Annotated in this window: 1 pseudogene; it reads right to left on the bottom strand. The window is 70.0% G+C overall.

The features are described 5' to 3' along the window. Positions 1-257, bottom strand: a pseudogene (locus ACLJNW_RS26520) (FeoB small GTPase domain-containing protein); the annotation flags it as partial.

Consider the following 257-nt stretch of genomic DNA (forward strand, 5'->3'; position numbering starts at 1 on the left):
GCGCCTGGATGGCCGGTGGGTAATCCACCGCCAGCGCCGCCTGCGGGAGCTGTAGGGAGTCGATGGCCGCCGTCAGTTCGTCGATGCCATCGGCGCGGGTGGATCACAGCGGCACCACCGGGCAGCCGAGACGCCGCGCCAGACCGTCGATATCGAGGCGGATGCGCTGGCTACGGGCGATGTCGAGCATGGTCAGCGCGACGAGGCAGGGGATGCCCATCTCCCGCAGTGGCACCGTGAGGTACAGGGTGCGCTCC

The sequence above is a fragment of the Salmonella sp. SAL4457 genome, from assembly GCF_046548235.1.
Classification (GTDB): Bacteria; Pseudomonadota; Gammaproteobacteria; order Enterobacterales; family Enterobacteriaceae; genus Salmonella; species Salmonella enterica.